Source organism: Nocardioides sp. P5_C9_2 (assembly GCF_054049555.1).
In genome coordinates, this window is record NZ_JBFUMD010000191.1 from 1 (window position 1) to 6,621 (window position 6,621).

Consider the following 6,621-nt stretch of genomic DNA (forward strand, 5'->3'; position numbering starts at 1 on the left):
CTCCGCTCCCCCGGTCGAGACGACCGACGCCGAGCCGGCCCTGTGCGGCCACCGCAACATGAGCGGGCGCACCTGCACCCGCGAGGCCGGACACGCGGCCAAGAGTCACCGCTACTCCTGAGCGACCGAGCCCCCGTGCGGTCCGGACGGTAGGTTCCCGCCATGCGTCACCACGTGATCGCCAAGGCCGCGGACGGGCGCAGTGTCACTCTCCGCCTCCTCGAGGCCAAGGATGCGCCACGGGTCCAGGAGGCATGCTCGGACCCGGAAACGGTCACGTGGCTGGGTGGCGACATCATCAACGACCGGTACGACCTGGAGCACGCTCGAGGGTTCATCGAGCGTGCGCTCTCCGGGGTCGCCGCGGGCAGCCACATGAGCTGGGCGATCGCCGACGCGGACACCGACGAGCTGCTCGGGCACATCAGCCTCATCGGCAGCGGAGGTCAGCTGACCGACACTGCGGCGCTTGGCTACTGGGTTCATCCAGCTGCTCGTGGGATGGGCATCACGACGGCTGCCGCGGTCGCTGTCGTGGACGAAGCCTTCTCCCGAGCGGCCGATGGAGGCGGTGGGATGCGGCGCCTCACCCTCGTCGTCGCCGTCGGGAACGTCGGGTCACAGCGGGTGGCCGAGGCCGCCGGATTCGTGCGAACGGGCCGGAGGCGCCAGAGCGACCTGCTCATCGACGGGACCTACACCGACGAGCTCACCTACGACCTCCTCGCGACCGACCCTCGCTGATCGACCTTCGGCGTCGCCCCGGTTCCCCCCGTCACCCTGAAACCACTGGAAGGCCGATCCCGGTCGGCGCTGGCGGGCCGGTCGGTGGCCGCGTGCCGTGTGTCGTCGTCGCAAGGCTCTCTCGGAGTCGCCCGCAACGGGTGCGGACGTGCCGGTGGCCCCGCCGGTGTCGCTGGGGCGGGGTGTGGGGCGGGGTCGCTACCGGTCGGGCGGGTGGGCGCGCAAGGACCGAAGGGTCTGGAGGTCGGGGAGCTCGATGAGCCTGTGGCCGGGACGCTCGGCGCCTTGCTCGGGCCAGGCTCGTCCGGTGGCGGTGCTGCCGGTGTGGTCACGGCGGTAGGTGTGACCCAGCGGGCTGGTCCAGTCGAAGACCCCGGGCTCGGTCATCTCATACCGCCACCGGCCGTGGGTCTTGAGCCGGTGGTGCAGCCGGCACAGGGCGGCCAGGTTGTCTGTGGACGTAGGCCCGCCGTCGTCGGGATGGTCGTGGTCGAAGGGGACCACGTGGTCGAGGTCGCAGTGGCGGGCGTTGCGACCACACCASGGGAACACGCASGTGCCGTCGCGGACGATCACGAAGTCGCGGATCTTCTCGGTGGGGGTGTAGCCCCGGCACTCGAGACGCTCACGCAGGTCGATGACGTGCTTCACCACGACCTGGGCGTCGGGGCGGGCGCACCAGGCGCGGATCTGGTCCACCGACAACAGCCGCTGGCCGGCCTGCTCGACCCGCGCCACCAGCGCCTCGTCCGGGCGCGTGGCGAGATCGTGGTGGGTGATGGCGTYGGCGGCGAGGTGGGCGTAGACCACGACCTGGGTCACGGGAGCAGCGGGCGGGTCGGCGGACGGCTGGTCGTCGAAGCCGATGGCGAGCTGGTGGCGGGCGAGGTCACCCAGCGCGGTGGCCCGACGGCCGTCGATCGTGTCGGCGGATCCGAGGCGGGCGAGGTGCTCGGCCCCGGACTTCACCGCCGCAGCCAGGGCGAGGGCGTCGGGGATGTCCAGGGCCGCCTCGAGGCCCATGGTCCCGTCGTAGGAGACCTGCTGGAGGTCGAAGGTGACGTGCCGCTTGTCCGCGGACTTCTCCAACGCCTCCTCCACCGCTTCGGGCATGAACCGCACCCTGGCCCCCTGCACGACCCGGTCCAGGGCCGCGGGAGTGAGCCGGGAGGCGCACCAGAACACCTGCTCATCGACGTACGTCGCGGCCTCCAACGTCAGGCTGACGGTGGTCTGCGCAATGATCCGGGCCCGCCAGCCGGCCACCAGGCCGGAGGTGACGGCACCCCACAACCTCGGGAGCCGGTAGGCCACCTCGACACACTCGGTCAGGAACCGGCCCGCACTGTCGTTGGTCCGTCCCAGCATCGTCGCGAACTCCGGGACACAGAACTCATCGATCATGGGCGAGCCCTCGCCGGCGAAGGTCTTCGGGGAGGTGAAGCAGGCCTCCGCGAACTCGGGATCGGCGATGTGGAGATCGGCCCAGTGGAGGCCCAGACGCATCATGTCGACGTCTGCCTGGTCGGCCGACTTCTTCAGGTCACGCACCGCACGCAGCAGCTCGGCCGGGGACTCCGGGAGCACTGGTGCGGTGGTGTTGGGCATGGGTCCACTCAAGCAGTGACCACCGACAACCGAGCCCCAGAAACGGCTCGTTCGACCGCCATGTGGACACGATTTTTGGGCGCTTCTGCGACTTGGTTCCGAGACAGGACCTCGTCCTTCCTCAACCATCGGAAAGCCCTCTCGCGCCCAGCCGAGAGACGTGCTCATACTCGTTCCATGGCCTATGACGAAGCCCTCGCCGCCCGCGTCCGCGACGAGCTCGGCGGCGAGCCCGGGGTCACCGAGAAGAAGATGTTCGGCGGGCTGGGGTTCATGGTCGAGGGACACATGGCGGTCGCAGCGAGCAGTGGCGGCGACCTGATGGTGCGCGCCGACCCGGCGACGTCGCAGAAGTGGCTGGACGGTGAGGCCGTCCGTCCGATGGAGATGCGCGGACGCCCGATGAACGGGTGGCTGCTCGTCGCGACCGAGACGCTCGCGGACGACGCAGCCCTGGCCACATGGGTCGAGCGCGGCGCGACCTACGCCCGGTCGCTGCCGCCGAAGGCGTAGCGCTCCCACCAGACCCAGTCGAGCCCCAGGTCGGGCCTGGCGACCCGGCGTACCTCGCGCCACTCCGAGACCGGGAAGAGCGGGTAGGTGGCGTCCCCGGACGGCGACAGGTGGACCTCGGTGAGCACCTGGTGGCTGGCGACCGGCAACGCGAGCTCGTAGACCTGCCCCCCGCCGACGACGTACGCCGCGAGGTCGAGGTCGGCGGAGAGCGCCAGCGCCGCCTCGAGGCTGTGGACGACGTGCACGCCCTCGAAGCCCGGGTCGAAGCCGTCGGACCGGGTGAGCACGATCGTGGTCCGGCCCGGCAGCGGTCGTCCGATCGAGTCCCAGGTCGCCCGGCCCATGATCAGCCCGCCGCCCATGGTCACGGCCTTGAAGTGCGCGAAGTCCTCGGGGATGCGCCACGGGATCTCACCGTCGACGCCGATGACGCGGTTGTCGGCGTACGCCGCGACCAGCGTGACCCGGGCCGCGGCCTCAGACGGCAACGGGGGCCTTGATCGCGGGGTGCGGGTCGTAGCCCTCCAGCGTGATGTGCTCGAGGTCGAAGCCGTCGATGGTCGTCACCGAGGGGTCGAGGGTCAGCGTCGGCAGCGGCCGCGGCTCGCGGGTGAGCTGGAGGCGGGCCTGCTCCACGTGGTTGGAGTAGAGGTGCGCGTCGCCGATCGTGTGCACGAAGTCCCCGACCTCGAGCCCGGTCACCTGGGCGACCATGTGGGTGAGCAGGGCGTACGACGCGATGTTGAACGGCACGCCGAGGAAGACATCCCCGCTGCGCTGGTAGAGCTGGCACGAGAGACGACCCGGCCCCGACTCGGACGGAGTGACGTAGAACTGGATGAGCGTGTGGCACGGGGGCAGCGCCATGTCGGGCACGTCGGCGACGTTCCAGGCGCTGATGATGTGGCGGCGGCTGTCGGGGTTGGTGCGGATCTGCTCGATGACCTGCGCGACCTGGTCGACGTGCCGACCGTCGGGCGTGGGCCACGAGCGCCACTGGTAGCCGTAGATCGGACCGAGGTCGCCGTTGTCGTCGGCCCACTCGTCCCAGATCGAGATGCCACGGTCGTGCAGCCACTTCACGTTGGTGTCGCCCCGCAGGAACCACAGCAGCTCGCCGAAGATGCTACGCGTGTGCACCTTCTTGGTGGTCACGAGCGGGAAGCCCTCGCGCAGGTCGTAGCGCGTCTGGTGGCCGAAGACCGACAACGTGCCGGTGCCCGTGCGGTCGGCCTTCGCCACGCCGTCGTCGAGCAGGCGCTGGAGGAGGTCGAGGTAGGACTGCATGACGACAGGCTAGTCGCCGAGGTCGACCTCGCCCACGATGCGGGAGACGGTGTCCCCGCCGACCCAGACGGCCTCCCCCACCCGCGACACGTGCACGCGCCCCGCCCGCCCCATGGCGGTGCCCTGGGCGGCGACGTACGACGCGGGCAGCACGTCGCCGGCCAGCCACTGGCCGATCCCGGCGTTGAGGGAGCCGGTGACCGGGTCCTCCGTCACCCCGAGTCCCGGGCAGAACGCCCGCACCTCGCACGCGGTGTCACCATCGCGGCGGAGTCCGACCACCCCGATGTCCAGGCCGCCGAACTCGTGCCACGCCGGCTCGAGCGCGAGCACGGCGTCGGCGGAGTCCAGCAGCACCCCGACCCAGCCGGGCCCGTTGTCGATCCAGGCGCTGTCGACGACGTCGTCGCGGCCGATCCGCAAGGCGTGCACGATCCGGTCCAGGTCCTCCTCGGACACGGGCCCGCTGCGCACCAGCGGCGGCGCCTCGAAGGCCAGCCGGTCGTCGCGTCGTACTGTCACGAGCCCGGCACCGCACTCCTGCACCACGACACCCTCCGTGGCGGGCACTCCCCCGGCTTCCAGCCACGCGTGCGCGGTGCCGAGGGTCGGGTGGCCGGCGAACGGCAGCTCGGCGTCCGGGGTGAAGATCCGCACCCGGTAGTCGGCGTCCGGCACGGTGGGCGTCAGCACGAACGTCGTCTCGCTCAGGTTGGTCCAGTGCGCGAAGGCCCGCATCTGCGCGTCGGTGAGGTCGTCGGCGCCGTGCACGACGGCGACCGGTTGCCCCGCATGGGCAGGTGGGAGAACACGTCGACCTGGCGGAAGGAGCGCATGGCGCCACGCTAGCGACCGGACGAGGGTCAGCGCAGCCGCGCGCCCGCCTCGACCAGGCGGTTGACGCACCCGCCGTCGCGGCAGACCAGGAAGACCCGACGCCCGGTCTCCGAGAGCCGCACGTAGGTGCCGGCCTGCGGGTTGGTGCTGTAGAGCTCGACGAGGTGCAGCGTGATGCCGCCGGGCGCCGCCACCGACTGGATCAGCCTGGCGTTGCCGTCGAGGTCGGGGGGCGGGACGTCGAGGTCCGGGTCGAAGTCGACCGGTCCTGCGTACGACGACACGTCGCCGTCGGCGTCCACGCGCTGCACCTCGCCGTTGCGGCGCACGAGCACGCCGTCGCCGTCGGCGACGAAGGACCCGAGGCCCGGCAGCGTCACCCGCACCTCCGCGAGGCGGAGGTCGGTTCCGTCGTACCAGGGCACCGGCAGCGGGTTGTACTCCTCGGTGACGGCCGGCGGCTGCGGTCGCAGCGACCACAGGCTCGCGGCCACCACGACGAGGAGCAGTACCCCGAGGGCCCGCAGGCCGATCCGCCGCCGCCGCGGTCGGTCCAGCTCGAGCTCGACCAGCTCCCGGACCCGGGTCTCCACGTCGTCCCGGCGCTCGAGTCGCGCCCAGCCACGCCGGCACCGGGCCAGGGCGCGGTCGACCGCGGCCTCGACGACCGGACCGCCCCCGTGCTCGGCGACCAGCAGGTCACGTCGTGCCGCGACGAACGCGTCGTGTCCGTCCGGCTGTCCCTGGTGGGTCGGCATCCGCACCTCCGGCACGGGTTCGGCGCAGGGAGCGCGCCGGATGGGTCAGGCGGTCACGGAGTGGACGTCATCAGGGCGCGACCGCGTGCGCGACCGCCGCACGGACGGCGAAGACCAGCTCGTCGCCGTCGCGCCAGGGAGCGGCGGTGTCGCGGAAGGCGGCGCGCATCCGCTCCTGCACCTCGTCGGACTGTGCGCGCCACGCGACCCCGAAGTTGCCCACCCGGGTCACCCCGGCCCAGAAGTCGTCGGCCCGCACGCGCCAGTCCCACTCCGTCGCGCCGACCTCCACGACCTCGAGCCCGGCCTCCGCGAGCAGGGCGCCCAACCCGTCGGGCGAGCGCTCGAAGTCGAGCTCCGGCGCCAGGCGTGGCATCGCGGGGCGCACCGCGCCGGCCGTGTCGAGCAGGGTGTTCCAGAGCGTGGCCTGCGGCGGCACGTACGCCGGCCAGACGGTCGCGACCACGTGTCCGCCGGGGCGCACCACCGGGGCCAGCCCTCGTGCGGCCGCCCGCGGGTCGTCGACGTGGTTGAGGACGAAGTTGGCGACGACCGCGTCGAACGAGGCGGCGTCGTACGGCAGGTCGGGCAGCCCGCCCCGTCGCACGTCGGCCGCGGACCGCGAGGTCGCGAGCGCGACCATCTCCGGGTCGGGGTCGACCGCGTGGACGACGTGCCCGGCGGCCACCAGCGACTCGGTCACGTGGCCCGAGCCGCACCCGACGTCCAGCACCCGCGCACCCGGCGGCACGTGGGCGAGCAGCGCGTCGGTCGTGCCCGTGCACAGGGTCGCGAAGGACCGGTCGTACGCCGTCGCGACGTCGGTCCAGAGTGCCTCGGCCATCAGCCGGCGTCAGGCGTGGAGCGACAT

At 72.1% G+C, this 6,621-nt stretch carries 8 protein-coding genes; 2 read left to right on the plus strand and 6 right to left on the minus strand.

The genetic code is table 11. The features are described from left to right. The first annotated feature begins 162 nt into the window (after window positions 1-162). On the plus strand, window positions 163-744 hold the full coding sequence (locus tag ACXJKL_RS11120) for a GNAT family N-acetyltransferase (RefSeq protein WP_457207112.1): 582 nt from the start codon (window positions 163-165) through the stop codon (window positions 742-744). Between the two features lie 198 nt (window positions 745-942). Here ACXJKL_RS11120 and ACXJKL_RS11125 read toward each other — a convergent pair whose 3' ends face one another. Then, window positions 943-2,352, minus strand: coding sequence for a hypothetical protein (locus tag ACXJKL_RS11125; protein WP_457207113.1), 1,410 nt, complete (start codon window positions 2,350-2,352; stop codon window positions 943-945). A gap of 177 nt (window positions 2,353-2,529) precedes the next feature. On the opposite strand from ACXJKL_RS11125, the gene ACXJKL_RS11130 reads away from it, so the two are divergent. After that, on the plus strand, window positions 2,530-2,865 hold the full coding sequence (locus tag ACXJKL_RS11130) for a TfoX/Sxy family protein (RefSeq protein ID WP_457207114.1): 336 nt from the start codon (window positions 2,530-2,532) through the stop codon (window positions 2,863-2,865). On the opposite strand, the gene ACXJKL_RS11135 is transcribed toward ACXJKL_RS11130, so the two are convergent. From ACXJKL_RS11135 to ACXJKL_RS11155, 5 genes are all read right to left on the minus strand, one after another. Then, entirely contained in the window at window positions 2,835-3,356 is a 522-nt protein-coding gene (locus tag ACXJKL_RS11135) for a dihydrofolate reductase (protein ID WP_457207115.1), read from the minus strand. The two genes, ACXJKL_RS11130 and ACXJKL_RS11135, sit on opposite strands and share 31 nt — an antisense overlap. Beyond that, window positions 3,346-4,155 (minus strand): thymidylate synthase, encoded by an 810-nt coding sequence (locus tag ACXJKL_RS11140; protein WP_457207116.1) that lies wholly within the window; start codon window positions 4,153-4,155, stop codon window positions 3,346-3,348. The genes ACXJKL_RS11135 and ACXJKL_RS11140 overlap by 11 nt, the downstream gene beginning before the upstream one ends. A 9-nt stretch (window positions 4,156-4,164) precedes the next feature. Beyond that, complete coding sequence (locus ACXJKL_RS11145) at window positions 4,165-4,926, minus strand: PhzF family phenazine biosynthesis protein (RefSeq protein WP_457207117.1); 762 nt, start codon at window positions 4,924-4,926, stop codon at window positions 4,165-4,167. 92 nt (window positions 4,927-5,018) lie between these two features. Then, on the minus strand, window positions 5,019-5,750 hold the full coding sequence (locus tag ACXJKL_RS11150; protein WP_457207118.1) for a hypothetical protein: 732 nt from the start codon (window positions 5,748-5,750) through the stop codon (window positions 5,019-5,021). Between the two features lie 70 nt (window positions 5,751-5,820). Next, window positions 5,821-6,594 (minus strand): class I SAM-dependent methyltransferase, encoded by a 774-nt coding sequence (locus ACXJKL_RS11155; protein WP_457207119.1) that lies wholly within the window; start codon window positions 6,592-6,594, stop codon window positions 5,821-5,823. Window positions 6,595-6,621 lie beyond the last annotated feature (27 nt).